Raw genomic sequence first — 25,343 nt, 5'->3', positions numbered from 1 at the left:
ACCGGTGGTCGGCGGGAGCGCGGCGTGAGTGTGTGGGACGACCTGGTCGGCCAGGATCGGGTGGTCGAGCAGCTGACGGCGGCTGCCCAGGCCGCACGGGCCACGGTGGCCGCGGGCCGTACGGCTGCGGCCGAGGCCGGCGGGAACGCCTCGCTGATGACGCACGCCTGGCTGTTCACCGGCCCGCCCGGGGCCGGGCAGACCACCGCCGCCCGGGCCTTCGCCGCCGCGCTGCAGTGCACCAGCCCCGATCTGGAGCTCGGCGGGGTTCCCGGCTGCGGGTTCTGCGATGGCTGCCACACCGTGCTCTCCGGCAGCCACGCCGATGTGAAGTTCGTCCGGACCGACGGACTGTCGATCGGTGTCGGCGACATGCGCGACCTCGTGCTGCGCGCCTCCAGCTACCCGACCGGTGGCCGCTGGTCGGTGATCCTGGTCGACGCCGCCCACCGGCTCACCGAGGCGGCGGCGAACGCGCTGCTGAAGGGCGTCGAGGAGCCCTCGCCCCGGACGGTCTGGCTGCTCTGCGCTCCCTCGGTGCAGGACGTGCTGCCCACCATCCGCTCCCGCTGCCGGCTGCTGGTGCTGCGCACCCCGGCAGCCGAGGCGGTCGCCGACATGCTGGTCCAGCGGGACGGCGTCGAGCCGGAGACGGCCCGGCTGGCGGCGCTGGCCGGACAGGGTGACGTGGAGCGTGCCCGGCGGCTGGCGGTGGACGAGCAGGCCCGTACCCGTCGGCTCGACGTACTGCGCATCCCGCTGGAGGTCGGCGACATCGGCGGCTGCCTGGCCGCCGCCCAGCGGCTGGTGGACACCGCCAAGGCCGACGCCGAGGCCTTGGCCGAGACCCAGGACGCCAAGGAGACCGACGACCTCAGGGCCGCGTACGGTGCCACCGAGGGCAGTCGGGCGCCGCGCGGTATGGCCGGTGCCGTCAAGGAGCTGGAGAAGCGCCAGAAGAGCCGGGCGACCCGGACCCGGCGCGAGACGCTCGGGGTGGCGCTGCTCGACCTGCTCGGGTTCTACCGGGATGTGCTCGCCATCCAGCTCGGGGCGGGCGGAGCCCTGGCCAACGAGGACCAGCGGCCCGCGCTCGCCAAGGTCGCGGCCGCGGGTGCACCGGAGAACACGCTGCGGCGGATCGAGGCGGTGCTCGCCTGCCGGGAGGCGCTGGACCGGAACGTGGACCCGCTGCTGGCGGTCGAGGCCATGACGGTGGCCCTGCGGGCCGGCTGAACCGCCCGATGCTCCGCCGACTGGACCGAACCGCTCCTCGTGGGCGGGCGGCCCCGATCGGGTTGCCCATGAGGTGGCGCCTGGCTCACTCGTTCGAGTGAACGTCGGAGTGGGGCAGGGAGCCTGGCGGTCCGGGCGCCGGATCGTCTTGCACCCTGTGGACCGAGTACGCCGTGGTGGTCCGTGCCGCTGAGGGCCGGAGCCGGGCGGTGCCGGTTCTCCCGAGGTGGTGCGTCCCATGACCCGTCCGCTCCTCGCCGCTGCCCTGCTGCTGGCGGTCGCCGCCGGGATCTGGCTGCTCAGGTCCGCCCTGCTCCGCTGGCGCGACCTCCGGGCGGCCCAGACGTACGAGCTGGCGGCTGAGCAGAGACCGCTGCTGCTGCGGGTCGGCGGGGCGATGGTCTGCGGGATGTGCGCCACGGCGCTTGCCGTGGTGCTGGTCCTGGGCGGACGCGGCGCGCGGTCCGTGCCCGAGGCCAGGGCGGAAGCGGCGACCGGGACCGCCGCCGCCGAGCGCAGTGCCCAGCCGAACGCCGCCCCGCCCGCCCCGCCGTCCCCGCCGCCCTCCCACTCGGCGCAGCCGGTGGCCACCCCCTTCAGGGAGGTCGGGCAGCCGGCCGGGGGCGAGCTTCGGGAGGGCGCGGTGGCCGGCCCCGACGGGCGTCCGCGCACGGTGCGGGTCTGGCTGCCGGCGCAGTACAAGGAGGACCCGAACGCCCGGTTCCCGGTGATCGTGCTGCACGCGGGCGGTGCCAGGACCACCGCCGACGCCGAACTTCCGGACGTCTTCGACGGGGTCGCCTCGGCGGTGAAGCTGGGCCGGTCCCGGCCGTTCGTGGTGGTCGTGCCCCAGTCGCCGACCGGTACCGCCAAGCCCTGCGACCTGGTGGCCGCCGCGCCGCAGGCGGTGGCCGACGACACCGCGCTGCGGACCGCCGTCGGGGCCGCCTTCCGTACCCTCCCGCCGGGTCCCGGGGACTGGGGCACCCTGGGCATCGAGGACGGGGCACCGTGCGCGGTCGCCGCGGGACTGGCCCGCCCCGACCTGTACGGCGCGGCCGCCGCCGTCTCCGGCCGCTACGACGCGGCGGCCCTCGCCCAGACCGGTGCCGACGCGCCGGGCACGGCCACCGCCAGACTGCTGCTCGCCGCCGCCAAGGCCGACACCGCCGGGCTGGACTCCGCCCGCAGGCTCCAGACCGCGCTGCGGGCCGGTCGGGGCCGCGCCGCCCAGGCCGAGGTGAGGGTCTCCGACATCGTCCAGGACTACACACCGGAGCGGATCCGGCTGCGGCTGGTCCGGGTCGCGGTGCAGTATCTGGCGGAGAGCCTCACCAAGCAGCCGAGGTGACCCCGGTGGACGGGGTGCCGCCGGACGGGCTGTTCCCCGCCGGGCCCTCGACGGTTGCGGGGCGTGGCGGATGCGGGCGGTTACGCTCTGTACAGCCGGGTGATCACCGACCCGGCGACCCGAGCGACCTCGTGGTCGGTGTCCGATGGGAGAGAGCCTCCATGCGAGCTGTCCGGTCGACCCGTGTTCTGCCCGCCATGGCGGCCGCCGCGCTGCTGCTGGCGGGCTGCAGTTCGGGCGGTGGGGCCTCGGACTCCAGCGCCGGCTCGGCGGTGGGTACCGAGGGCGGCGCCGCGCAGGGCCGGACCGCGACCGCGCTCCAACCGCTCCCCGCCGCGATCCCGGCCAACCTGTCCTCGTACTACGCGCAGAAGCTCGACTGGCAGTCCTGCGACCAGGGGTTCGAGTGCGCCACCTTCAAGGTGCCGCTCGACTACGCGAACCCGGCGGGCGGCGACATGACCCTGAGCGCCGCCCGGAAGCCGGCCGGCGGCGGGACGAAGGCGCAGGGTTCGCTGCTGGTCAACCCGGGGGGTCCCGGCGGATCGGCGATCGAGTACCTGGAGAGCTCGATCAACAGCTTCGACCCCGGCCTGCGCGCCGCGTACAACATGGTCGGCCTGGACCCGCGCGGTGTCGGCCGCAGTTCCCCGGTGGTCTGCCTGGACGGTCCGAAGATGGACGACTACACCGCGACCGACACGACCCCCGACGACCAGAAGCAGATCAACGCCCTGGTCGCCGCCGACAAGGAGTACGCCGCCGCCTGCCAGAAGCAGTCCGGTGGGTTCCTCGGGCACGTCAGCACCACGGAGTCGGCCCGGGACATGGACGTGCTGCGCGCCCTGGTCGGCGACAGCCGGCTGAACTTCCTCGGCAAGTCGTACGGCACCTTCCTCGGCGCCACCTACGCCGGGCTGTTCCCCACCCGGGTCGGCCGGATGGTGCTGGACGGGGCGATCGACCCGTCCCTCGACGCGCTGGCCGGCAACCAGACCCAGGCCAGCGGCTTCGAGATCGCCTGGTCCGCCTTCGCCAAGGACTGCGTCACCCACGACGACTGCCCGCTGGGCCGGACCGAGCAGCAGGCCGGGGCGGAGATCGACGCCCTGTTCAAGCGGCTGGACGCCCAGCCGCTGAACACCGACTCCGGCCGTAAGCTCACCGAGTCGCTGGCGACCGCCGGAGTCATCGAGGCGATGTACGCCGACTTCCTCTGGCCCTCGCTGCGCACGGCACTGGCCGCCGCCAAGGCGGGTGACGGCAGCGCGCTGCTCAAGCTCTCCGACAACTACTACGAGCGTTCGGCGGACGGCAGCTACGCCAACCTGATGCCCGCCAACACCGCGATCAACTGCCTCGACACGCCCGCGCCCTTCACCGGCCCGGAGGACGTCCAGCGGGCGCTGCCCACGTTCGAGAAGGCGTCCCCGCACTTCGGCCGTGACATGGCCTGGATGGCCCTCAGCTGCACCTACTGGCCGTACAAGGCCACCGGGATGCCGCACACCATCCGCGCCGCCGGAGCACCCCCGATCGTGGTGGTGGGCACCACCCGCGACCCCGCGACCCCGTACGTCTGGGCGCAGGCGCTGGCGGGCCAGCTGGAGTCCGGCCGGCTGCTGACCTACGACGGTGACGGCCACACCGCCTACCAGCGGAACAACGCCTGCATCGACAGTGCGGTCAACGGCTACCTGCTGGCCGGGAACGACCCGGGCCAGGGGGCGCGCTGCGCCAAGTAGGTCCCGCCGTGATCGCGTTCCAGGGCGGTGACGGGGGTGGATACGATGGCGCGTCCCCCACCCCCGTATCCGCCCCGGGAGCGCACCGTGTTCGGAGTCCACGACCTGGCGACGTATGTACTCGGCGCCCTCGTCATCATCCTGCTGCCGGGGCCGAACTCGCTGTACGTCACCTCAGTGGCCGCCCGCAGGGGCATACGGGTCGGCTACCGGGCCGCCGCCGGGGTCTTCACCGGCGATCTCGTCCTGATATCGCTGACCGCGCTCGGCGCCGCCTCGCTGCTGCGGGCCAACCCGGCCGTCTTCGCGGTGGTCAAGTTCGGCGGCGCGGCCTACCTGCTCTGGATCGGCTTCGGGATGCTGCGTGCCGCCCGTCAGCTGTGGCGTGAGCGCCGGGCCGCCGCGGAGCGGGCCGAGGGGGCGGAGGCGGCAGGCACCGCCGAGCCCGGCACGGAGCACCCGTTCCGGCGGGCCCTGGTGATCAGCCTGCTCAACCCGAAGGCCATCCTCTTCCTGCTCTCCTACTTCACCCAGTTCGTCGACCCCTCGTACGGGCAGCCGGTGCTCTCCTTCGCCCTGCTCGGCGGCATACTGCAGTCGTTCAGCGTGCTCTACCTCTCCACCCTGATCTTCGCCGGGACCTCGCTGGCCGGCGCCTTCCGCCGCCGCAAGCGCCTCTCGGCCGGCCTGACCGGCGCCGTCGCCGTCCTCTTCGCGGGCTTCGCCGCCAAGCTCGCCGTCTCCTCCGTCTGAGCCTCCCGCCCCGGACGGGCGCGGTTACGGACCACACCCGGAATGTGTGTAGACTTGCGCCCGTTGTCGGTGCGACGATCAACCATCACAGGTCGGATCCCGCATGACGGCGGTGCCGCCTTAGCTCAGTTGGCCAGAGCAACGCACTCGTAATGCGTAGGTCATGGGTTCGAATCCCATAGGCGGCTCCGAGAAAGGCCAGGTCACATAGCCCGTGACCTGGCCTTTTGTGTGTTCGCGGTCAAGTTGGGCGCGTCAGAGTCCGGTGATTTTGACGTGCTCACGACGCAAAAGTGCCCAAGGGGTGCCCGCGCGTCCCTGGCCGTGTTCGGGGGGTGCTCCAGTCGCCTTCCCGGGAGGGTGCCGCAGCCAGGTTTCTGCTCCTGGCCGCCGTTACGCGCCGTGACAATTTTGGCCGGCGGGACAAGCCGTTGGGGTCGGACAGCACTACGAGCCCCAGCGCTCAGCGCCGGGGCTCGTAGTCGTATTCGTCATCTCCCCACCAGGTGGCGAGGCCGGGTTCCTCCGGGTCGGGCAGCAACTGCAGCAGGTCAGCGTCGACCTCGTCGGAGGCGCGGTCAGAAGACGGCAGGCTCATGGAGGCACCATCCCGCACCCTTGCCGGGGAGGGCGGGAAGCGCGCCGAGGTCTAGCGTGGCCGCGTGGCCTCGCGGGTGCGGATCGCGTCGATGATCACCTGCGCGAGGAGCGTGCCGACAGGCCGGAAGGGGGAGTCGTACCCCCAACTTGGGTCGAAGACAGTGGCGATGAGGTCGACCAGGACGGTGTCGTCGCCGAGGTGGGAGTCCTGCGACGCTTCGAGTCCAACAGTGATCTCGTTGTCGGCGGGACCGGGCTCGATGGTCACGTCGTAGGTGCAGAGAGAGGTCGCCCCGTCTGCGGCACCGATCTGGGCCACCCCGGAGATGAAGTCGGGCAGGCCGGGGGTGCCGTCGGGATCGTCCTTGGCGTGCGGCCACAGTTCGAATTCGAGGTCGGGCGCCATCTCGGTGAGCCGGTTCGCGGTTTCGATGATGGCGTGGGCCTGGCGCAGGCGCATGCAGTGGGGTCTCCTGATCGGGGCGATGGCGAACGGGCGTGCCGTCCGCCGGGGAACTCGGTGTCCGAGGCGGGCAAGGCGTTGACGGAGGGGCGGTCAGCTGGTGGTGGTCGGAGAATCGGGTCCGTTGGACGGGAGCTGACGCGGCGTCCTGCGGGCGGGGTAGCCACCGAAGGTCATGGCGAGGTAGTCGCCGGTGCGCCCGCCGCGGCGGGCGAGCAGCGAGCAGAGTGCCCGTGCGGGCTCCGGGATCGAGGGGTCGGCGAGAAGCTGCTCGAGCTGCTCGGGGGTCGGCATGGGGCGTTCGGCGATGGACACGGTCCTCCAGAGATTGGTCTTCGACATGGGCAGGCGCCGAGGTTGTGCGGCGCTGTCTGGCCCTGCGCGCCGGCGGCGCGCAGGGCGTGAGGCTACTGCTCTGGTACCCCGATGATCATCGGCGGACTCAGGCGCTGGCCGCGTTGGTGCGGGGCCGCCGTTGCCGGGGGACGAGCTGGACGACCGCCTCCGCAGCCTCGCGCGCCACCTCCTCGAGGACGGACTGGTAGACGTCGCGGGTGATCGAGGTGTCGCTGTGGCCGAGCATCTCGGACACGACCTTGGGGTCCACGCCCGCCGCGAGGGCGAGTGTTGCGGCGAGGTGCCGCAGATCGTGCAGCCGGACGGGCGGCAGACCGGCGGAGGCAGCGAGGCGGAGGAACTCCTCACTGACCCATGCCGGGTGTAGCCAGGTGCCGTCCTCGGCGGTGAACATCCGGCCGGTGTCCACCCAGGCAGGTCCCCACCGGAGCCGCTCCAGCTTCTGCTGGCGCCCGTGGACGACGATGACGTCGGCGGTTTCGCCGTCGAGTGCGACGATGCGCACACCGCTGGAGGTCTTGGGGGTGCCCTCCAGCACCTCCCAGTTGAGCTGCACGAGCTGGGTCTCGACGGTCAGGGACAGAGAGTCCCTGTCGAAGTCGACCCACCGGGCGCCGACTCCCTCACCACGTCGCAGACCCCGGAAGACGAGCAGGTGCCAAAGGGCGTACAACCGGTGGCCGTCGACGTAGTCGAGGAACTGGCCCGCTTGAGCCGGCGTCCAGACCATCACCGGGGAGGGCTTGAGGCCGGTGCGCCGCCACTCCGCGATGCGCGCGGCTGTCCAGACCAGCGCCTTCGGCTTGGGGGCGGTTTCGAGTTCGACGTGGGCGGCAGGGTTGAAGGTGATCAGCTGCCGTGCGATGGCGACGTTGAGCGCAGCCCGCAGCGTCGCACGGATGTGCTGTTGGGTCGACAGCCCGGTGACGCGGCGGAAGGGAGGCATCGCGGCGATGGCCTCGCGGGCGGCCCGCCGGGCGAGCCGGTCGACGATCAGCTTGAGATCGTTGACAGCCTGACGCCGTTGGGCGTTCTGCTCGACGATCTCCTCGTTCGCGTCGTTGATCGACTCGAACATCGTGTCCAGGTGCTCGACCCGGAGCCGGTCCAGCCGGATGTGCCCAAGGTGAGGCTTGAGGTGTACGCGGATGTCCGTCTCGTAGCGGGACACGCCGGTGGGGCGGAGCTTCTTCCGGCCGGCGAGCCAGGTGTCGAGCCACTCGGCGACCGTGATCAGCGTGGTCAGGCTGTGGCCGGCCTTGACCTTCCGACTGGTCTCCTCGACATCGGGGAGGGCCGACTTGGTCCGGACGCACGACATGATCATGTCGCTGACGAGCTTGCGGGTGTCCGGGTCGTCCTTGTCGGCGAGCGCGAGGAGTGCCCGGACGTGGTCCAGCTCCTTCTGCGCGTCCGGGGCCCCGGAGAAGCCGGACCGGCGGAAGGTCCGCCGCCTGCCGTCCTCATCCGGGTGAACCTCCTGCCGCACGGACCAGACGCCGTGCTTGCGGGAGGTGAGCTTGGGGCAGGCGGAGTAGTAGTGCGCCCCGGTGGCGGGGTTCCGGCACGAGCAGCGCCGGTTTATGGAGCCTTTCAGGTGGTGCTCTCCTCTTCGTCGGGGTCAAGGAAGGCCAGGACGGCCGGGAGGGGCGCGGGGTGCAGACCCTGCGTGCGCATGCGAGAGCGGGTGTCCCGCAGTCGCTGGCAGTCCTCGTGCGCGATTCGCTCGAACTCGGATGCCTGGCGCGACAACTGCTGGTAGCGCTCGGACCCGAGTTCGTTGCGCGCTGCCTGGGAACGCCGTTCGTGGGCCGCCTGGGTCGAGATCAGCGCCGTTCGTACGTCGACGACGTGCTCGCGGTAGACGGCGAGGAGGGCGTGGGCGCTGCCTTCGACTGCGTCATCGGGCTGGTCCTCGCCGGTGATCAGCACCGCTGCCTCCCAGACCGGCAGTCTGAGGGCGGGGAGGAGATCCACCTCGGCGTCTCCGTCGAGCGGGACGATGAGACTGACGAGCGGCAAGTTGAGCGCGATGGCGAAGGCGAGGGCCTCCTCCAGCCGGAGGGACTCCCGGCGGGCCGTCTCGATCTTGTTGATCGCGTTCGGGGTGACCGGGACTCCGAGCGCGGAGCACGCGGAGGCTAGTTCCGGCGCGCTGAGGCCGCGTGCCGCACGGGCTGCCTTGATCGTCTCGCCGATCCGGGCGGTGAGCTCCTGGGAGGCGGGCTGCATTGTCATGAGAGCAGTATAACTTGCGAAATGCTTCTCTGGTGGAAGATGTGGTAGATGTTTCTCTCACAGAGAACGTACGACACCAGGGCGGGCGACATGAGGGAAGCAGTGACTGCCGGTAGGGCGCGGTACTCGCGAGCAGCGCTCGCTAGCCTTCCGCCAGCACTCCTACTGGCCGACGCCAACCAACTGCTCGCCCTGAGCCGGACCAAGGGCTACCGGATGGCCCGTGACGGCCACTACCCGTGCGGGATCATCCAGGTCGGGGACGGCCACCGGGTCATCACGACCGACCTGCTGCAGCTCCTCGGACTGGACGACAGCGGCATCAGGAGCTCCTTCGCCACGCTCCCGCCCGCCATCCCCCTGCCGGTGGCCAACTCGCTGTTGTCGCTCAGCCGCACGACGGGGTACAAGCTCGCCCGGACCGGCCGGTACCCGTGCGCCGTGCTGCGGTTGGGGGCCGAGTACCGGGTCCGGAAGAACGAGCTGCAGCGGCTGCTGAACATCGGGGAGACGTTCAGCCGGGCCGCGGCGTAGGCCGTAGCCGGCTTTCCGGACCGCCAACCTGGTTGCCCGCTCTTGGAGACGTGCTGCGACCGCCCCACGCTCTCCGCGGTCGCGCCAAACCGAGCATGGTGGGACCAAGCCGCGAGCCTTCCGGGTGCGCGGGGGCATTCGGCAATGGCCCTCGCAGGCCGGCTCCGGAGCGCTAATGTGGTGCTCGGCAAACCCTCCCCGCGTGCGCGGGGCACATCGGCACCGTCCTGCGATGCCAGTAACTCTCCCTGCCTGAGCCAGGGACAACACCCGCGCCAAGCCGTGGTGTTCAGAGATGTGCCCCGATTCCGAGAGGAACACCGCCGTGCCCGAGCAGCTCAGCGTTGCTGAACAGACCGCCGCCGCCGTGGCCGCCGCGTACCCCGGCCTGCGCCAGAGGCATCCGTTCAGCGTCGGCAATCGGTTGGCCGATGTCCAGGTGGAGGCGAGCGGCAAGGCCCGCTATGCCTGGAAGGGCTACGAGGTGCACGTCCAGGTAGGACAGCCCAGCCACCTGAACGACGACCCCGAAGACGAGTCGCTTCAATGCGAGGTCCGTGCGGTCGCCGTCCTCTTGGCCACCGAGGTGATGGGTCTACCGGTGCGCGGCCACGTCGAGTGGGAGATGACCAACCCACGTCCGGAGGTGATCTTCCCGGCCGCCTACGTTGTTGCTGCGGCCGACAAGCAGGATCCACGCTTCGCCAGCGCGGTGCTGGCGGGGGTAGGGCTGGCACTCGACTACGCCAGTGCGGCGACGCACCTGGCTGGGCAGGTCGCCGAAGCAGCAGTCCAAGGGCCATCGTAGGGCGCGGCAGGGCCCAGGCTACGGACCTCGCGCGCGGGAATGCTGGCGGGGAACGCCTCTGGCTCTCTGGCGAATCCCGTCGGCAGGAGCGGTGGTGCCGATCCCACCGGAGACGGCACCACCAGATTCCGGGCAGAGCCCACGGCCCTCTGCCGATGGCTGCTACTTGTTCTTCCGCTTGCTCTTCGGCTGGCGCTTGGGCTGGACCCGCTTGCCGGCCGGGCGCACCATGGGCGCCTTCGGCTCGTCGAGCGTGGCCACGGCGGCTTGCAGGATTTTCACGAGCTTGAGCTTGAGCGCGTGGGCCTGTTCGGGAGTGGTGGCGTCCGCGGGGGTTTCCAACAGGTGCGCCTTGAGGATGGCCAGCATGTCCCACTCCCAGGGGCCCCGGTCGCGGGGACCGGGGATCAGCCGGACGTAGTCCTCGTCATACAGAGCAGTGAGCAGGGCGAGCGCGTCGGCGTCGCTGACGTCGTTGACCTGTTCACGCTCCGGTGCCCCGGTGGCCGCGCTCTCCGAGCGGCGGACCTCCTTCAGCAGCGACAGCCGGATGTTCTGCTGCATCGCCACGCGCCCGCCCGCGCCGCGGGCCAACCACGCCGTCGCCGCGGCGGCGACGATGTAGTCCACGGGTCCGACGTCGCCATCGCTGGAGAGGTCCATCGGTGCCGTGCCGGGAGGGATGGTGGCCAACTTCTGGAGGGCGGCCTCCCGGAACTCCTCGGGCGCGAGCGCCTCGATCAGCGGGCGGGCGCCTTCGGTCAGTACCTCGTTGGGGATCGGGCCGTTCCGCTCGACGATGCCGATGGCATCGTTGAACAGGCGCAGCGTCTCGGTGATCGCGAACTTGTAGCGCGGGCCCGGGTAGGGGAAGCGGCCCGGATCGTCGTCCCAGGTGCCGATCCGTTCCACCAGGGCGGCGAACGTCTCCGGCTCATCGTCCACCAGTGCGATGACCCCGCGCAGTGCCATGCCGCTCATCCGGCCCATCCGCTCGACCAGCGGACGCGGTAGCTGTCCCAACAGATCGTTCACGGCCTGTCCCTCCCTTGCCACTTCGGCACTCCCTGGTGCCCTGCTGCGCCAGGCCGCTGACGCCGATCGTTCGGCGCAGCAGCACCCAGCTGACCAGATCGGGGATCGTGACGCTGGGGCATGATCAGACCCTATTGCGTAGTCGCGTCGGCGTCCAAGGTCTGCGGGCTCCCCGACTTCACGTCCTACGTCCCGCCCGTCGTTGCGGAGACGATCGCCGACACACCGTCCTCGTCGATGGCGAGATGAGTGGTGGGAGCCGGATCGTGCAGGTGAGTCGTGACTCGCACCTCCCACAACACGGCTACCTCGTCACCGGCAAATGGGTTCGTCCGGTAGGAATGGCGGACGATCTTCCACGTGCGGCGAGGAACAGCACTCGCCTGGTGGTTCTCTAGCACTCCGCCGTGGTACGCCGCTGAGGCAACGGCATCGCGAAGCTGTGTCGGAACGGCCTCAGGGTTGACGGCCTTGGCCAGGAGCGTGAGCAAGTGCTCGGCCGGGGTGGGGGTTGGGCGCGGCTCGACGTCGAGCGCCGGCAGTTCGGCCTTGGGACTGCCCTTCGGCCGGCCTGGCCACCGGCGGTCGGACGCGGGGCGCAGGTGGCGGGGTTCGATCTGCTGCTCGCCCTCGGCGTTGTCGAGGGACACCTCGAAGCCGACCGGTCCGTGGGCGCTCTGGACAGTGTCGTCCAACACCCAGGCGCGCACCATGACGTAGCCGCGCTCCCCCTTGAACGGGCCGCCGGTGACCTTCACCCGGTCGAACCGGTCGTACCGGCCTCTGGCCTGCTCCCGCACGATGGCGGCCTCGACGGCGCTCGCGGCCCAGCCGGTGCAGACCTCGACGGCCGGATCGGGCAACCCGGGGGCGACACCGCGTTTCATCCCACCCCACCGGGGCTCGGGCGCCGGCTCGCTCGACCTGGCGCGCGCGAGGAGCAGCAGCTCCTCCAGTGGAGTGCGGGGTGGCACCCCGGGGCGCGGCCCGATCGGTGCGTCCGGATCCCACGTCCTGGTCAGCCACCGCCACCGCTCGCCCACCCGGTCCTCGCCGTCGGCAAGGTCGTGGCCGGCGGCCGGCAGTACCTCCTCGACCAGGGCCGCCACCCGACGGTCGTCCCACAGGTGCCACAACACGTCCGGCCACCGAACGGCCTTTACCGGAACGCCGCCGCGCACGTGCAGGGAGTAGACCACCAGAGCGGTGATATCCCGGGCCGCGACGACATCCCAGCAGAACTCGTCCATGCCGCCGGGCTCATTCTCGGCGACAGCCGCGGTGGCCCGCCGGGCGGCCTCGTCCCATGCTTCGGTACTAGCGGGCACTGAATGCTCCCTTCCGGCGATCGATTCAAGGCCCTGCTGGCCGGCAGGCAGCGGGCCCTCGAGCGTAGCTGACGACGCGTCGGAGCCTGGCGACTCCGGACCCGGCAGCGCACGGTGCGCAGGGGGCGGTCAGACCGCGTCACGCTGGAGCGACCGGTCGGCGAGCAGGATGGCGGCGACGCTACCGGCCTCGCGGATCGCCCCGGTGGCGACCAGCTCCACTGCGCCTGCCAGCGGTTCCCAATGCACGGTCATCCCGGCCTCGGTTCCATCCCGGTGTAGCCGGCCGCGCTTCAGATCGGTCGCCAGCAGCAGGTGGGTGACGGCGCGGGTGGAGCTGGGCAGTGGATAGATCGCACCGAGTCGGCGCAGCTGGCCGGCGCGCCAGCCCGTCTCCTCCTCCAACTCGCGCCCTGCCGCCACGTCGACCTCCTCGCCGGGCTCCATCCCGCCACCGGGCACGTGCACTAGGCGCCCGTCCTGAAGATAGAAGTCGTCCTCCACCAAGGCGACTTCGCCCAACGCGTTGAGGGCGACGATCCGCACCGCGTCCCGCACGTCGATGTGGTCGTAGACGCCGGGCCTGCCGTGGGGCTCGATGACCCGGTCGCGGTGCAGCGTCAGGCGCGGCCCTCGGAAGAGGACCTCGCTGCCAAGCGACTGCCAGCCGGAGCCGGCCTCGGTACGGGCGGCTTCCTCCAACGCCGCGTAGGCGCGGTGGAGCACCGGGAGCGTCGCATCGGCTGCCTGCACCAGCTCGGGGTACAGCGGCCAGGTGAAGTCGGAGCCGCCCACCGCATACGCCGTTGGCTGTCCGGTCTGCCACCGTTCGAACTGCTCCGCCAGGTTCAGGACCAGGGCGAGCTGCTCGAGGGCCTGGTCGACGGTGCGGGCCAGCAGCACGGGCGGCTCGGCGGCAGCTACGGCCTTCAGCCGCTCGGCGAGCGTCAGCGCGTCGTGGAAGATCTGCCCGGGAGGGTCGGCCGCCTCGGACCTGGGGGCGATCGGTGGGCGGGTCGCCATCTCGACGCACGCTGACCACGCCGCCTGGCGCAGCGCATCACTGGTCCAACTCATCTGAAACCCCCACGTGGTGACGTCACCTTCGGCGAGCACGAGGCTAGTCGCCGCCGTGCGACAGCACACCGGGTGCTGCTCGCCGGCGTGGCTGTTCGGTGTGAGCCGAGTCGAAGCGCTCACGCGCTCTCGGGCTCGGTGGCGGGTCCGGGCAGGGGGATCGTCGCCACCGGGGTCCAAGACATCGTCCAGCCGCTCTGGCCGCCGGGCCGGGGCTGCTGGGACCAGGTCACGTCGAGGAGCTCGACCGCGCTGATGGTGAGGGGGACGTGGCTGGGGCAGATCCGGCGCAGCGCGCTCTGCAGGGAGTCGGAGTCGCTGTGGTCCCAGGCGTAGCCGAGCGTGATGTGGGGTCGGCCGCCGTGGTGGAGGAGAGCGCCGGGCCCGCGGGTCTCCCGGATCGCTTCGCGCACCCGCTCGCGCAGCGCGAGAAGCTCATCGTCGGGGTGCAGGTCGAGCAGGGCTCCGGCCCGGTTGGCGATCGGGGAGCCGGCGGTGAGCTGGAGCGGCGCGGTTCCGGCGAGGTGCCGGTTCAGTGCCGCCGTCAGCGCCGTGCGGTCCGGCCCGGTGATCGTGTCGCTGGTGGTGTCGGCGACCATCTCGATCGTGCAGTGCAGCAGCTCGGCCTGCGCGGTGATCGGGTACGGGGCCATCGCCTCGGTGCACGCGGCCAGGAGGCGGGCCAAGGCAGGCTCGCTCCGGTTCGGACGGGCGTAGACGTGCAGGACGCGGGCGCCGTCGGGCCACGGCGCTCCCTGGAAGGAGGGCACGAACTTCTGCATGGTCGTTTCTCCGGTCGTCAAGGGTGCTGGGGTTGTGCTGCGTTCGGGCCGCAGGGCTGTCAGTGCGACTTCGGCCTGGGCACTGCGGCCCGGGGCAGGCTGTGTGGGGTGCCGACGGTGGTCAGGCAGTAGCGCGGAGCGGCAGTTCGGCCACCGGCTCCCATCGGTACCCGTTGTCCGGGTCCTGGCCCTGCATCACCAGGTGCACGGTATCGACGGTGATGGCGGCCCGGGCGGGCCGCAGCTGCCGCAGGGCCCGGTTCAGGAGGTAGTCCTGTGCTTGGCTGGAAGCGGTTCGGGCGTAGGCGAGGGTGGTGTGCGGCCAGAATTTGTGCTCCGGCGGGCGCAGGGCGATGCCCTCCACCCGGCCGGCCGCCGTGCGAACCGCCCGGTTGAGCGCAGCCATCGGCTCCTCCGGGTACAGGGCGGCGGTGATGGCGCTGACGCCGGGCCACGTCGGTCCGAGCTGCAGGGTGAACGGCGCCACGGCGGAGAGTTCCGCGCGGGCCTCGTCCGCCAGCTGCTTCACCTGCTCCGGGCTGGCAGGGTGGTGGACTCCCTGCACGGTGATGTGCAGCCATTCGGCCGGGACCGGTGTCAGGTGGGCGAAACCGCGCAGGATGTCGGCGTGGGCTTCGGCGAAGGCGACACACTCGGGATGACGGTCCAGAAGGATCAGGAAGTGCGGATACGGTCCGTTGTGCCAGATTCGCTGCGGGTCGAAGAAATTCTCCATGGCCTTCCCTCCGTCGGGCCGCTGCACGTACGAGCGCGCAACTTAGGGCTGGACTTCTTGTTCGTTGACGTCCACGACCACCGGCAGGTGGTCGGCGGCGGCCAGGGCAGCGGGGCTGCGGTGGGTTCGGTAGGCGACCACAGCAGGCGCAGCGGGACGGGTTGCCAGCACCAGGTCGATCCGGCGCGGTCCCCACGGATCGGGGTCGCCCTGCCCGTCGGCCCAGTGGCCGACGGTCGGCTCCCACGCCGCCTTGAGGTGGGCGGCGGCGTCGACCGTGAAGCCCCGCCGCAGGAGGATTTCGGTCTGCCGGCGGTCGGCGACATTCCCCTTGCTGATGGTGCCCTCGACGACCTGGTATTCCAGGTCGTCGTGATCCTGCTCGGTGTACGGTTCGGCGTCGTAGAACGACGCCGTGCCGTCTGCAGCGGTCATGGTGGCGGCGGAGATCGCGTTGAAGTCGCCGAGGAGGAACCCGGGCTTCGCACCGCCGGTTCGACGGAGAATCCCCTTGAGGCGGCGAGCCTCGTTGGCGCGGAAGTCGGGGCGGAACGGGTCGCCGTGGTACGAGCCGATGACGACCGGCACGACGGCGCCGATGTCGAGCTGGATCGTGGTGAATCCGTGCCAGAAGTCCGGTGCGCCGAAGGCGCGGAACCCGCCGGGTACTGCCTGGACCGTGGCCGGGTTCCAGAGGACGGCGGTGAACCATCCGCGGTGCTGGTTGTTCGCCATCGCGATTTCACCGGGTGCCCCGTCGGCCTGGATGGTGGTTGCGGTCAGCCCGCAGTCGGTTGCAAGCCGCCTGATGATCTCGGCGGCCTCGACACGCCACCGCTGAGCCCGTTCGGCTTCGGTCTCGCCGTGGCGGAGCGCTTCGTCGACGAGAACCTCTTGCAGGGCCAGGACATCGGGAGCGATCTCCTGGATCGCCGTGACCCTGGCCTCCCAACGCTCTTGCGGCTGGCCGGAGGTGAGCTTGTAGGCGTTGAGGTTGGCGATTCGGATCAAGGTCGGCTCCTCAGAGGGTGTGGCTGCGGTGTCACCGGTGCTACATCGGATGCCCGTTGTGCAGGACGAGCTGACGGCTCTCTGCGTGGGCGCGGGCGGGCGAGGACAGCAGGGCGTGGCGGGGCGACGGACCGCTCGGCTAGCTGGTAGGAGATCACGGGGTGGTGCGCTCCTTCGGGTCGGTGCGCTGCTGAGCCGGGATACCGGTGCGGTCGTTCTGGAGGTCCCACAGCTCCCGGAATCGGCCACCCCCGTCAGCCACCAGCTCGTCGAACGTCCCCGACTGGATGATCCGGCCGTGGTCGAGGACCACAATCCGGTCGGCGATGGCCACGTTCGTGAGCCGGTGCGTCACCAGCACCACCGCCCGGTCTGCCGCGACTTCGCGCAGGTTGGTGAAGATCCGGTGCTCCGCGCGGGGGTCGAGCGCCGCGGTCGGCTCGTCCATCACCAGCAGTCCGGCCTGGCGGTAGAAGGCGCGGGCGAGCGCGATGCGCTGCCACTGGCCACCGGATAGCTCCTCGCCGCCCAGCCACTCCACCGCGAGCAGCGTGCGCAGCCCGGAACGCAGCTCGGCCAGCACCTCGTCCGCCCCGGAGGCGCGGGCGGCAGCCCACAGCGCCTCGTCGTCGCCGTCGTCTTGGCGGGGCTGACCGAGAGTGATGTTCTCCCGGGCGGTCATCGGCCACCTGGCGTAGTTCTGCGGGACAACGGCGACCTGCTGCCACATCGCCTGCGGGTCCATGCTCCGGGTGTCGGTGCCGTCCCACTCCACCGCGCCGTCGCCCTCGGCCGGGGTGTAGAGGCCGGCGAGGCACTTGGCGAGCGTGGTCTTGCCGGAGCCGTTCTCCCCGACGAGCGCGACGATCTCGCCCCGGTCGACGTGCAGGGTCACGCCGTCGAGGGCGGTGCGCTCGCTCGCCGGGTACCTGTACGTCAGCTCCTTGACGGCCACCTGCCGGGGCGGCTCCGGCTGGTGGGTGCCGGTGCGCAGGGCGAAACCGCCGGCGGAGTCGAGGAAGTGGAAGAAGTCGTCCAGGTACATGCCGATGCGGAACAGGTAGGCCCCGTAACCGACGATCCCGGCAAGGCTGTTGGAGACGGCGGTGAGGACGACGACCGCGGCGCCGCCGTGGGGCAGGCTCATCCGGCCTGTGATGACCAGCCAGGCCATCGTGGCCCAGACGATCGCGGCGCCGATGCCGGAGGCCAGCGCCCCGACGATCGACACCTTCGCCGTGGCCGTCGCCGCCTCCCTCGCCGTGCGGTCCAACCGCTGGCCGACCTGGTTGTACTTGGCCAGCAGGAAGCTGCTCATGGTGTCGGAGCGGATCTGATCGGCCTGCGCCTTCACGTGGATGTACCAGCGCAAGTTCGCCATGACCCGCCGGTCGGCCATGGTGTCGCGGCTGGCGAGGTACTGCACCCGGGCGGCGCGCACCGAGGCCAGGCCCTGGGGGAGGGCGGCCAGGACCAGCAGGGGCAGCAGCAGCGGGTGCAGGTAGGCGATGACGGAGGCCGCGCCGATCAGCGAGCCGATCGAGGCCAGCAGGTTCTGGGCCTCGCCCAGGATCTCGGCGCACTGCTCCGCGCCCCGGTCGGCCGCCTCCAGGTCGTCGGAGTACCCAGAGTGGTCGTAGGCCGTCAGCTCGGTGCCCAGGGTGGCGCGCAGCACGGTGGCTTCGGCTTCGAGGGCGATGCGGGGGGACAGGCGCACCGTGATGGCCTGGTTGACGATGCCGAGCAGGCGGCGCAGCCCGGTGGTGGCGGCGATGACCAGGATGGAGGGCAGGGCGGCAGTCAGGCGGGCGGTCGTCGCCCCGCCCGCGAACACCGCGCTGATGCCGTTGGCGGTGGCGAACAGGCCGCCCGCGCCGAGGGCGGCGGACAGGATCTGGCAGGTGAGCAAGAGGGCGGCGGAGCGGGGTTCGATGCGCCAGGTGAGGGCGTAGGCGCGGGCGACGATCTGAGGCAGGCGGCGGGCCATCGCGGTGACGGTGATGGCCCGGGTCGCCTCGACACGGCGCTTGTCGGCGTTGAACTCCAGCTCCTCGGTCGGAGCCGGCTCGGTTGTGGCGGTTGTGGTCAAGCGGTGGCCTCCCAGTCCTCGGCCTTGGCCTTGATGCCGCGCAGGTGCTCGGCGAGGAACCATTCCGGGTCGCCGCCCATCATGTGGAGCAGCACGAGTGCGGTGAGGGCGGTGTCGCACGCCTCCGCGCGCACGTGGTCCCAGGTGTGGGAGTTGCCCTTGTTCGGATTGAGTCCGAGCGCCCCGATGATGGCCTCGGCGAGTTCGCCGGCCTCCTCCTGGACCTTGAGCCCTTGCAGCATCCGGAGCTTTTCGGGGTCGTCCTTGAAACGCGAACTCAGCTTGTTAGCAACCAAGTTGGCGACTTGCAGCAGCTCTTCCATGGGGGTTGATCCTGCTCCCTGTTCGATTTCGCATCCAAGCGCCGGGAGGTTCCCGGCGGTTCTCGGCGAGCCCGGGTCGAAGACCCCGAAGACCACGTTTTCGATTCGGGCCGGGCCGCTCACCACAAGGTCGGGTCCTCCTGCGGGTGAGGGTGGCCGGGCAGGCCGGGTGGGACAGCGGCGGTCAGCAAGGCGGTCCAGGTGGCGTGGCGCCCGGCGAGGTGGATCAGCAGCAGGGCGGCTGCGTGGGCGTCGAAGGCGGCGCGGTGGCGCTTCCCATGGACGGCCGACAGGTCGATGCCGCACAGCTCGATCAGCGCGTCCAGGCCGTACCCGGCGGCCTGCGGGTAGGTCGCGCGGGCCAGGCGCAGGGTGTCCAGCACCCCGGCCGGCTGCCACCCCGGCAGGTGCCGCAGCAGCACGCCGTAGTCCACGTGGGCGTTGTGCGCCGCGATCCACGCGCCTTCCAGATCGGCGCGCACCTGCTCTCCGATCCGTTCCCAGGGCGGGGCGTCGGCGACGGCCTGGTTGGTGATGCCGTGCACCCGCACGGCCATCGGGCTGATCGGCCGGGGCGGTCGGATCAGGGTGGAGCGCACGGAGGCGGACACCGGGCTGCCGTTCACCACCGGGACGGCGGCCAGCTCCACCAGGTCCGGCGGCTGGGCGCCGTTGCCCTCCACGTCCACGACGACGACTCGGGGCCAAGTGGTGTAGTCCATGAGCTCCCTATCGGCTCGCGGCCAGACTGCCGGTGAGCGCCGAGGCGGCGCGGTTGAGGGCGGCGGCGAAGGTCTCGTGCAGGTCGGCCGGCAGCTCGCCCTGGTCCAGGCCGCAGGAGGTCACGGCCTCGGTGAGCTGCTGCCGCTCGGCGGGGGCAAGGGCGGCGGCGACGGCCGGGTGGGAGAGGACGTCGCGGGCCGCGTAGCCGTCACCGTGCTCCAGCGTCTGGGCGATCAGGAACCGGGCAGTGTCCTGGGCGCGGGGATGGCCGGTGCCGCCCGCGGCGTCGATCAGTGCGAGGCCGAGGCGGGTGTTGAAGACTGCGAACTGCGGCCCCACCGCGTGCTGCTCGTAGGAGCTCAGCATCTCGGCCGGATCGGTGGCGGGCCGGCACAGGGCGGTCAGGCAGGCGGTGACCGTGGCTTCCCAGGGGTCGCCGGGAAGGGTGGCGGCCAGCAGCGCGAGCGCGGCGGCGGTGTCGCCGCTGATGGCCGTGGCGAGCACGGCGACCTGGCGGCCCTCGAACATGCGCCGACCGATCGTCCCGGGCTTCTCCAAGTGGGCATGGGCCTCCTTCCAACGGCCGGCGCGTGCCAGGGAGCGGGTTCCATCGACCAGGAACGTCCCACGCATCCACTGGACGATCTCCTGGTGGTCCTCCTCGCTGGCGGCCAGGACCGTCACCGGCACGGCGATGCCCTCCACCGTGGTGTCGGTGCGGGTGACGACGGCTTCGTGGAGTGCCTGGAGGACGCCGAACGCGCGGTCCGGATCGCCTTCGCGGATCAGGAGGTTGGCCAGGTTGACGATCGGGGCGAGGCAGTGGCAGGCGTCCTTGGCCGCCAAGGGCACAGCGGCGAAGAAGATTTGCGCGTGGTCGGCGCACAGCTCGCGGGCGAGGCCGGGCAGGCCGATGTCGCTGGCGATGAGGGCGGCGAGGTTGTGAACGGCGGAGGCGGTGGTGGAGTCGCCGGCCTCCTCGGCCTTGCGGGCCTGTTCGCTCAGGCGCTGTATCCGGACCGGCATCGGCGGGCATGGGGGCCGGTGCCGGGGAGCGAGGGGGAAGCGGGCGGCGATCGAGCGAAGACGGTCGTAGTCCATGTCACTCCTTGCCGAACACGAGGCTGCTGGCGGTGGCCGCGATGGCGCCCTGGACGGCGGGGGGCAGGCCCATGCGGTTGAAGTGAAACAGCACGTGGTGCGCGAGGGTGGAGCGCAGACCGCGGGTCAACTGCCCGTCGTGGGCCAGGTGCACCAGCCGTCGGCCGGCACGGGCGTGGACGTCGAGCCACGGCGAGGCGAAGGCGAGCGCACCGTGGGCCAGGACGCTCCTCGGTCCGGTATCGACGCTCACCAGCCGCTGGAGGGCCGGGCCGAGCCGGGCCACCTGCTCCGGGGCGTCGCCGGCGGGCCGGTGGGCCGCCACCTTGGCCCAGACATCGCCCTGCTCGTACCACTCCTGGTCGGCGCCGCGCAGCAGGGCGGTCACCAGGAGGATCGCCAGCTCGCACCGCCGGTCCCGCTCACCGGGGGCGGCGAGGTAGTCGAGCACCTGGCGGCTGTCCTCGTGGAAGAACGTATGGGCGGCATCCATCCCGAACTCGCCGCCGAAGGCGTGGACTTCGGGCTCGTAGATGACCGGTGTCCAGCCGGTCACCCTGCTGTCGGCGAGGGAGCCGGTGATCGCGGCGGTGACCTTGGCCGGGTCGGTGCGGTCGGCCACCTGGTAGCGCACCCGCCACCGGTCGCCCTTGCGGATGAAGTGCAAGCTCGTCACGTGCCCGGCAGCCTCGGCATCGAGCAGGGCCGGGCGCAGGCAGGCGAGAGCGGCTGGCTCGGCGGCCTCCTGGTTGGTGAAGCGGACGTGCAGTTGGAGCATGCCCTCGGTCACGGCGGTTCCCCCTTCGGTCAGTTGAGGAGCAGGCAGGAGTCCCAGCCGGACAGCGCCATGTCGGTGCTCACGGTGCTCCGGGCCAGCGCGGTGCCGGTGGTTCCCTCGAGCAGGCCCACCAGCTCAACTCCCGGCGCCGGGAGCCGCGCCGCCAGCGCCTCCAGATGCCTGGCGAAGGCCGCGCCGGGGCTGTCCTGGGCGATGCGCCACACGCTCTGGTAGAGGCCGGCCGTTCCGTGACACAGCCCGTCGTCGGTGACCCGGGCGAGCTGGACCGGGTCGGCGAGGCAGGCGAGCATCGCCGCTTCGGCTAGCTGCTGGCGGCGGGTGTCGGCGAGCGCGAGGGCGGCGAGCTGCTGAGCGCGGGCCAGCCCGGGGGTGCCGTAGCACCAGGACGGGCGCAGCGGCCCGCGCTGGTGGGTGCGGCGGGCGGCTTCCTCGGACCGGGTGACGGCTTCGGGCCACCACGTTCCGGTGGGTCCGTCCTGGCGCCAGGCGTCGAGCCAGGCCATGATCCGGCGCATCGCCACCGGCTGGCCGAGGACGGTGACGCCGTGGCGGGTGGCCAGCGCGAGCAGGGCCAGGGGGCCGCTGATGCCGTGGGCGAGTCCGAGGTTCCCGTGGCCGCCCAGGTACTCCGGGGAGCGCTCGCCGGAGGGGGAGAGGTGGGTCCACCAGCCGGGCAGGCCGTTGGGCAGCGGGTCGGTGAGGCGGACCAGGTAGGCGAGGACGTCGCGCAGCAGCCGCCCGTCCCGCTGGTGGCGCAGCAGGTGTGCGCCGATCCCGGTCAGCCCGAACAGCAGGTCGTACTCGGCGAACTCCGGGGTGATGCCGCGGTCGATGCGGGCGTGGGCGGCGGTGAGCCGGGTGCGGGTCGTCGTCTCCACGGCGTCGTCCAGGGCCTGGATCGCGCGTTCGTAGCGGCCAGGGCCGAGGGTCGCGGTGTGGACGGCGTAGGCGGCGGCGGGTGCTCCGTAGAACAGGCCCATCCCGGGGCCTGTGCTGACGCCGCCGTGCATGGCCTGGGCAAGGTGGGTGTGCACGGTGTTCCAGCTGGCCTGGCCGGCGGCGGCCTGCTCGATGCTCAGCAGGGCCAGGCCGGCCGAGCCCTTGGCCAGGGACTGGGCTGCCCGGTTCACCGCGCGGCCTTCGCGGTGAAGGAGAGCGCGGCGGCACGGGCGAGGCGGTGGCAGAGCCGTTCGCCGTCGCGGTCAATGCCCAGTGCCCGCACGAAGTGCATGTGGAGCAGGGACAGGAGCGGCTGGTCGTCGTCGGGGTCGGCGGCGGTGAGCTGGTCGCGGTAGGCGGCCAGCGCCTCGGTGCGCTGCGCCCAGGCGTCGGCGACGGCTGTGCCGGTGGGCGTCTCGCGCAGGGTCGCCCAGTCGTGGTCGGGGTTGGCGAGGCGGACGGCCTGCCGGTGCACCTCGCGTGGGACCGGGATCGGGGAGCTGCGCGGGATGGCGCGGGTCAGCCAGCGCGTCCCGGCGGCGGTTCCGTGGAAGCCAGTGGCCAGGGCGGCCATGCTGGCGCCGGTGACCGCTTGCGGGTCGTCGCTGCTGGCGGCGGTGTGGTGCAGTTGGGCGACGGCGGCGCGGGAGTCGGCGGCGAACACCGCTTCGGCGGCGGCCAGCGCTTGGCCGTGGCCGTACCGGCCGGCCTCGGGCTGGTAGGTGTCCAGCTGGAGGTGGGTGATGAGGCCGAGGTCGCGCAGTCGGGCGGCCCAGGCCCCGACGTGCAGAGCGGCCGGGCCGTAGGCGGCGGTGTCGGGCAGGGGCAGGCGCAGTCGCAGGTGCGGGTCGGGGTCCTGGTAGCGCAGGAACCACCAGGCGGGCGGGGTGTCGAACTGGTCGAGCAGGGCGGGCAGGTGGGCGGTCAGGATCTCGGTGTGCCGGTGGGGGTGGCTGTAGACCTTCGCCGACAGGTACGGGGTCGAGCCGGGCAGGTGGCCTCGGGTGGGCAGGGGGGCCTGGCGGCGGGTGGCGGTTGAGACGGGCGGCAGGGTGCTGGCCAGCGGCATCGTGATCTCGTGGGGTCGGCCGTCGATCCAGCCGAACGCGTCGTCGGCGGGGGCCTCGGTCAGCTCGGCGGTCGGGTGGGCGGCCAGGTGATCGCGCAGCAGGACCAGGTGGGCGGCCTCGTCCAGGTCCAGGCGTAGGCGCAGGTCGCCGTGCTGAGTGAGGAACACCCGGTTGGGCACGCGGTACTGGGTCAGCCACTGCTCGGCGGCCTCGCGCCACTTCGTCCACGCGGTGGTGGCTGGGGGCAGGGCGGCGGCGGGCAGGTGCCAGCGGGCGGGGGATAGGACGGTGCGGCGGTAGCGGATGCGGGGCAGGAAGGGCAGTTGGCTGGCCGCGCCCCAGTCGAAGCCGGTGTAGGTGGGGGTGTGGGCAGTTGTGATCTCGCACAGGAACCGGGCGAGGGGCTGGGTGTTGTTGCGGAACTCGACCGCGCTCATCACCCGGGGTTCCACCGGCCGGCCGGTGGACAGCGAGACCAGCCACATCCGCTCGTCGTCGCCGCACACCGCGAGGTCGTGAAGGTCCAGCAGCCCGGGGCCGGCGGGCGCGGGGTGCTCGGCCAGGGACAAGAGCTGGGGGAGAACGGCGGGGGCGCGGCCGACGTTCTGCACGCGGTGGTGCAGGGGCGGGGCGGACAGCTGGACGGGGAGCGCATCGGCGGCGAAGGTCGGCAGGGCGGCGAAGGTGGCGGCCATCCGGTCGCGGTCGGCGGGGTCGAGCAGGGGCAGGAAGCGGCCGGTGGTGGTCCCGGCCGCGCGGGGCGTGCCGGTCACCGTCAGTAGGAACTGGCCGCCGTCCAGGAGCGCCCGGGTCGGCGCGGTGATGGTGACCGTCAGCTCCGCGTGGGGCTGGGCGTGGTGACCGGCGCTCACGCGGGCGAGGTCGTTGACCGTCTTGTCGTCCAAGACGGTTTCGGTGCGGCCCTCGACGGCGGCGGCCTGGGCCATCGCGAGGAGCTGGGCGTCGCGGCCGTTCAGGGAGGGGCGGGGGATCTCGTGCAGGGACTCGCGGTAGCGGGCGGGGAAGCCGAGTCCGGAGTTCGGGTTGGTGATCTCCAGGAGGGGCACGACGGCCCCGGTGCCGTACCGGGCCAGGTAGCGGCCACGGTAGTCCCGCCACGCCGGGAGCCCGTCCGGCTGTGGGGCCAGCCGGGTCAGCGCGCCCGCTGCGGCCTCGGCCTCGGCGGCGACCTGGCCGGGCAGGGTGAGGGCGGCGTCGAGCAGCAGGTCGACCATCAGCGGCTTCTCGCAGGCGAGGGCCTGCGCCATCGTGTGGGCGACGTCGGCCCGAAGGCCCTGCCGCTCGGGCGGGGCGGCTGCGGTGTTGTGGTGGTCCAGTGCACGACGGGTCTCGCGCAGCAGGCCGAGCAGCTCGGCGACGGCCGGCACCGCGTCGGCTCCGGCCTCATCGAGCACGGTGAGGACGTGCGCGAGCGGGTCGGTGGTCGTCATCGGCGGCCGGAGGGAGGTCAGCAGCACCCGCTGGGCGACCAGCCCGGCCAGCAGGGCCCGCACGGCGCCGGGGCCTGCCGTGGGGAAGCGGGCGTCGAGCTGCTGGGCCAGCACCTCGACGCGCACCGGGATGCGTGCCGCATTGAGCACCGCTTCGACGGGCCGGGTGCGGCGCACGGCAACCTCCACCGGGTCACCTCCGCTACTCGAGTTGGCCTGCCACGGCACCACGAGGCGGTCCCCTCGGGCAAAGCACATCCGGTTCGCCACCACCGGCAGACGGTCCAGCAGCTGCGGTTCGGCCTCCAGGCGGGCGATGGCGGCCGTCAGCCAGCTGGCGTCCGGCCGGGCGAGCGGCCGGTGTGCCTCGCCGAGGGACAGCGCGAGCCGGTCCCCGATCCGGGCCGGGGCGATTCCGGCGAACAGGCCGAAGGGCGTTGCCCGGCCCTGGGCCCTCAGCAGGTAGCGCAGTACCGACACCGTCAGGCGGCGCAGTTGGCGCTGCGGTAGGTCCTGGCCGGCGAGCACTGCCGTGACGCGGTCGGTGGCCACCGGGCTGGCTACCGCCAGGGCCTCGGCGAACTGCTCGTTCGACCAGACCTGTTGCAGCCAGGCCCGCCACTGGCCGGCGTCCCCGCCGGCCAGGTCCGGCCACTCTTGCCCGACCGGTACGGCTCCGGCCCTGAGCAGGACTGCATCTACGGCGCGGTACAACGCTCGTCACCCCCAGAGAAGACAGACGGAAGCCCGGCGTGCGGGCCGGGAGGCTGTCCCGGCCCGCACGCCGACCGATC

General features: G+C 72.0%; 24 protein-coding genes and 1 tRNA gene. 7 read left to right on the top strand and 18 right to left on the bottom strand.

Translation table 11 applies throughout. The features are described 5' to 3' along the window. Positions 1–24 precede the first annotated feature (24 nt). The 5 genes from ACSMTC_RS17465 (at position 25) to ACSMTC_RS17445 (ending at position 5,273) form a co-directional block, all read left to right on the top strand. Positions 25–1,236, top strand: a complete 1,212-nt coding sequence (locus tag ACSMTC_RS17465; protein ID WP_436560625.1) for a DNA polymerase III subunit delta' — start codon at positions 25–27, stop codon at positions 1,234–1,236. Between the two features lie 238 nt (positions 1,237–1,474). Beyond that, positions 1,475–2,587, top strand: a complete 1,113-nt coding sequence (locus ACSMTC_RS17460; RefSeq protein ID WP_436560624.1) for a hypothetical protein — start codon at positions 1,475–1,477, stop codon at positions 2,585–2,587. A gap of 161 nt (positions 2,588–2,748) precedes the next feature. Continuing rightward, positions 2,749–4,332, top strand: coding sequence for an alpha/beta hydrolase (locus ACSMTC_RS17455; protein WP_436560623.1), 1,584 nt, complete (start codon positions 2,749–2,751; stop codon positions 4,330–4,332). Between the two features lie 87 nt (positions 4,333–4,419). Beyond that, entirely contained in the window at positions 4,420–5,085 is a 666-nt protein-coding gene (leuE, locus tag ACSMTC_RS17450; RefSeq protein ID WP_436560622.1) for a leucine efflux protein LeuE, read from the top strand. Between the two features lie 114 nt (positions 5,086–5,199). Then, a tRNA-Thr gene (locus ACSMTC_RS17445) sits at positions 5,200–5,273 on the top strand. Between the two features lie 275 nt (positions 5,274–5,548). Here the strand turns inward: ACSMTC_RS17445 and ACSMTC_RS17440 are convergent. The 5 genes from ACSMTC_RS17440 to ACSMTC_RS17420 all read right to left on the bottom strand — a co-directional run bounded on the left by ACSMTC_RS17440 (position 5,549) and on the right by ACSMTC_RS17420 (position 8,743). Further along, on the bottom strand, positions 5,549–5,683 hold the full coding sequence (locus tag ACSMTC_RS17440; protein WP_436560621.1) for a hypothetical protein: 135 nt from the start codon (positions 5,681–5,683) through the stop codon (positions 5,549–5,551). A gap of 51 nt (positions 5,684–5,734) precedes the next feature. Next, on the bottom strand, positions 5,735–6,145 hold the full coding sequence (locus tag ACSMTC_RS17435) for a Rossmann-fold NAD(P)-binding domain-containing protein (protein WP_436560620.1): 411 nt from the start codon (positions 6,143–6,145) through the stop codon (positions 5,735–5,737). Between the two features lie 96 nt (positions 6,146–6,241). Further along, a complete protein-coding gene (locus ACSMTC_RS17430; protein WP_436560619.1) occupies positions 6,242–6,490 on the bottom strand; it encodes a hypothetical protein in 249 nt (82 codons plus the stop codon). 100 nt (positions 6,491–6,590) lie between these two features. Further along, a complete protein-coding gene (locus tag ACSMTC_RS17425; RefSeq protein ID WP_436560618.1) occupies positions 6,591–7,994 on the bottom strand; it encodes a tyrosine-type recombinase/integrase in 1,404 nt (467 codons plus the stop codon). Positions 7,995–8,098: 104 nt separating this feature from the next. Beyond that, positions 8,099–8,743, bottom strand: a complete 645-nt coding sequence (locus ACSMTC_RS17420; protein WP_436560617.1) for a helix-turn-helix transcriptional regulator — start codon at positions 8,741–8,743, stop codon at positions 8,099–8,101. Between the two features lie 102 nt (positions 8,744–8,845). On the opposite strand from ACSMTC_RS17420, the gene ACSMTC_RS17415 reads away from it, so the two are divergent. Continuing rightward, entirely contained in the window at positions 8,846–9,277 is a 432-nt protein-coding gene (locus ACSMTC_RS17415; RefSeq protein WP_436560616.1) for a hypothetical protein, read from the top strand. Between the two features lie 325 nt (positions 9,278–9,602). Further along, entirely contained in the window at positions 9,603–10,085 is a 483-nt protein-coding gene (locus ACSMTC_RS17410; RefSeq protein ID WP_436560615.1) for a hypothetical protein, read from the top strand. A gap of 162 nt (positions 10,086–10,247) precedes the next feature. Here ACSMTC_RS17410 and ACSMTC_RS17405 read toward each other — a convergent pair whose 3' ends face one another. From ACSMTC_RS17405 to ACSMTC_RS17345, 13 genes are all read right to left on the bottom strand, one after another. Next, entirely contained in the window at positions 10,248–11,120 is an 873-nt protein-coding gene (locus ACSMTC_RS17405; protein ID WP_436560614.1) for a hypothetical protein, read from the bottom strand. A 185-nt stretch (positions 11,121–11,305) separates the two neighbouring features. Beyond that, positions 11,306–12,448, bottom strand: coding sequence for a hypothetical protein (locus tag ACSMTC_RS17400; protein ID WP_436560613.1), 1,143 nt, complete (start codon positions 12,446–12,448; stop codon positions 11,306–11,308). 129 nt (positions 12,449–12,577) lie between these two features. Continuing rightward, the gene (locus ACSMTC_RS17395; RefSeq protein WP_436560612.1) at positions 12,578–13,525 is read right to left on the bottom strand and encodes an NUDIX domain-containing protein; all 948 of its coding nucleotides are present in this window, start codon (positions 13,523–13,525) and stop codon (positions 12,578–12,580) included. 119 nt (positions 13,526–13,644) lie between these two features. Beyond that, complete coding sequence (locus ACSMTC_RS17390) at positions 13,645–14,307, bottom strand: 2'-5' RNA ligase family protein (protein ID WP_436560611.1); 663 nt, start codon at positions 14,305–14,307, stop codon at positions 13,645–13,647. 121 nt (positions 14,308–14,428) lie between these two features. Beyond that, positions 14,429–15,043, bottom strand: a complete 615-nt coding sequence (locus tag ACSMTC_RS17385) for a 2'-5' RNA ligase family protein (protein WP_436560610.1) — start codon at positions 15,041–15,043, stop codon at positions 14,429–14,431. A gap of 42 nt (positions 15,044–15,085) precedes the next feature. Then, positions 15,086–16,054, bottom strand: a complete 969-nt coding sequence (locus ACSMTC_RS17380; protein ID WP_436560609.1) for an endonuclease/exonuclease/phosphatase family protein — start codon at positions 16,052–16,054, stop codon at positions 15,086–15,088. A 154-nt stretch (positions 16,055–16,208) separates the two neighbouring features. Continuing rightward, the gene (locus tag ACSMTC_RS17375; RefSeq protein WP_436560608.1) at positions 16,209–18,143 is read right to left on the bottom strand and encodes an ABC transporter ATP-binding protein; all 1,935 of its coding nucleotides are present in this window, start codon (positions 18,141–18,143) and stop codon (positions 16,209–16,211) included. Then, positions 18,140–18,466 (bottom strand): MazG-like family protein, encoded by a 327-nt coding sequence (locus ACSMTC_RS17370; RefSeq protein ID WP_436560607.1) that lies wholly within the window; start codon positions 18,464–18,466, stop codon positions 18,140–18,142. The genes ACSMTC_RS17375 and ACSMTC_RS17370 overlap by 4 nt, the downstream gene beginning before the upstream one ends. Before the next feature lie 119 nt (positions 18,467–18,585). Further along, complete coding sequence (locus tag ACSMTC_RS17365; RefSeq protein WP_436560606.1) at positions 18,586–19,188, bottom strand: 3'-5' exonuclease; 603 nt, start codon at positions 19,186–19,188, stop codon at positions 18,586–18,588. Between the two features lie 7 nt (positions 19,189–19,195). Continuing rightward, positions 19,196–20,290: a hypothetical protein gene (locus ACSMTC_RS17360; RefSeq protein ID WP_436560605.1), complete on the bottom strand. Its 1,095-nt coding sequence runs from the start codon at positions 20,288–20,290 to the stop codon at positions 19,196–19,198. A 1-nt stretch (position 20,291) separates the two neighbouring features. After that, entirely contained in the window at positions 20,292–21,080 is a 789-nt protein-coding gene (locus ACSMTC_RS17355) for a thiopeptide-type bacteriocin biosynthesis protein (RefSeq protein ID WP_436560604.1), read from the bottom strand. Between the two features lie 17 nt (positions 21,081–21,097). After that, positions 21,098–22,219, bottom strand: coding sequence for a lanthionine synthetase C family protein (locus ACSMTC_RS17350; protein ID WP_436560603.1), 1,122 nt, complete (start codon positions 22,217–22,219; stop codon positions 21,098–21,100). Then, positions 22,216–25,263 (bottom strand): lantibiotic dehydratase, encoded by a 3,048-nt coding sequence (locus tag ACSMTC_RS17345; RefSeq protein ID WP_436560602.1) that lies wholly within the window; start codon positions 25,261–25,263, stop codon positions 22,216–22,218. Before ACSMTC_RS17345 ends, ACSMTC_RS17350 begins: the two co-directional genes overlap by 4 nt. Positions 25,264–25,343: the final 80 nt, after the last annotated feature.

This window comes from Kitasatospora sp. HPM-01-4 (assembly GCF_051374625.1).
GTDB lineage: Bacteria > Actinomycetota > Actinomycetes > Streptomycetales > Streptomycetaceae > Kitasatospora.
Note: the sequence above shows the minus strand (reverse complement) of the source record. Positions and strands in the feature narration are given on the sequence as shown.

Bases quoted from the DNA above. Each gene is read 5' to 3' on its own strand.
- ACSMTC_RS17460 (WP_436560624.1), top strand. From the start codon at position 1,475: ATGACCCGTCCGCTCCTCGCCGCTGCCCTGCTGCTGGCGGTCGCCGCC.
- ACSMTC_RS17455 (WP_436560623.1), top strand. From the start codon at position 2,749: ATGCGAGCTGTCCGGTCGACCCGTGTTCTGCCCGCCATGGCGGCCGCC.
- ACSMTC_RS17440 (WP_436560621.1), bottom strand. From the start codon at position 5,683: ATGAGCCTGCCGTCTTCTGACCGCGCCTCCGACGAGGTCGACGCTGAC.
- ACSMTC_RS17435 (WP_436560620.1), bottom strand. From the start codon at position 6,145: ATGCGCCTGCGCCAGGCCCACGCCATCATCGAAACCGCGAACCGGCTC.
- ACSMTC_RS17430 (WP_436560619.1), bottom strand. From the start codon at position 6,490: ATGTCGAAGACCAATCTCTGGAGGACCGTGTCCATCGCCGAACGCCCC.
- ACSMTC_RS17420 (WP_436560617.1), bottom strand. From the start codon at position 8,743: ATGACAATGCAGCCCGCCTCCCAGGAGCTCACCGCCCGGATCGGCGAG.
- ACSMTC_RS17395 (WP_436560612.1), bottom strand. From the start codon at position 13,525: ATGAGTTGGACCAGTGATGCGCTGCGCCAGGCGGCGTGGTCAGCGTGC.
- ACSMTC_RS17390 (WP_436560611.1), bottom strand. From the start codon at position 14,307: ATGCAGAAGTTCGTGCCCTCCTTCCAGGGAGCGCCGTGGCCCGACGGC.
- ACSMTC_RS17385 (WP_436560610.1), bottom strand. From the start codon at position 15,043: ATGGAGAATTTCTTCGACCCGCAGCGAATCTGGCACAACGGACCGTAT.
- ACSMTC_RS17370 (WP_436560607.1), bottom strand. From the start codon at position 18,466: ATGGAAGAGCTGCTGCAAGTCGCCAACTTGGTTGCTAACAAGCTGAGT.
- ACSMTC_RS17365 (WP_436560606.1), bottom strand. From the start codon at position 19,188: ATGGACTACACCACTTGGCCCCGAGTCGTCGTCGTGGACGTGGAGGGC.
- ACSMTC_RS17360 (WP_436560605.1), bottom strand. From the start codon at position 20,290: ATGGACTACGACCGTCTTCGCTCGATCGCCGCCCGCTTCCCCCTCGCT.